The organism is Mesorhizobium sp. M2A.F.Ca.ET.042.01.1.1 (assembly GCF_003997405.1).
In the GTDB taxonomy this organism is placed as follows: Bacteria; Pseudomonadota; Alphaproteobacteria; order Rhizobiales; family Rhizobiaceae; genus Mesorhizobium.
Map to the genome: position 1 here is coordinate 1 of NZ_RZRX01000606.1, position 823 is coordinate 823.

At 66.2% G+C, this 823-nt stretch carries 1 pseudogene; it reads left to right on the forward strand.

Annotated elements, in window-relative coordinates:
• A pseudogene (locus EOA23_RS35130) lies at positions 1 to 675 on the forward strand (hypothetical protein); the annotation flags it as partial.
• Positions 676 to 823: the final 148 nt, after the last annotated feature.

Genomic DNA, 823 nt, shown 5'->3' on the forward strand with positions numbered 1-823 from the left:
GGTGAAGGCCGGGTGGGCATGCTCTTGTCGGACCAAGGCTGGCTGTGGGCGCGTGGCTTCGAGGGCGGCGGCCCGCATGTGCAGCTTTATCGCCGCATCGCCCACTGGCTGATGAAGGAGCCCGAGCTGGAAGAGGAACGGCTGACGGCCGACGGCCGCGGCATGATGCTGGAGATCCGCCGCCAGACGATGAGCGACGATCCGGGCCCCGCCCAGGTCATCACGCCCTCCGGCAAGACCGTGACGGTGAAGCTCGAGAAAGCCGAGCCCGGCATCTTCACCGGCAGCCTGCGAACCAGCGAGATCGGACTCTACCAGATCGGCAATGGCGATCTCACGGCGCTCGCCCATGTCGGTCCGGTCAACGCGCCGGAATTCCAGGACGTGGTCTCGACAGAGGACAGGCTCAAGGCGCCGGCCGAAGCGACCGGCGGCAGCGTGCGGCGGCTGGCGCCGTCATCCACGCTCGCCAATCTCGCCGGTGGCGTGGCCCTGCCGTCGATCGTGCCGATCCGCTCTTCGGCGGCGGCTTCGGGTGACGATTGGATAGGCCTGCGCACCACCGACGACAGCACGCTCAAGGCCGTATCGCGCGTGCCGCTGTTCGGCGGCTTTCTCGGCCTCGGCCTCTTGCTGCTCGCCATCGGCTCGATGTGGTATCGCGAAGGGCGGTGAGTTTCTTACCTCTCCCCTTGTGAGGGCTTTGCACGGAACTGAGTTGGTGATTCCGTAGGTCCGGCATGAAGGGGAGATGATTCGGATGGTCGATCGCGTGCTTGGACAACTGAGCCTTGCGGATGGGCTGGTGTGGTCGGATGTGACG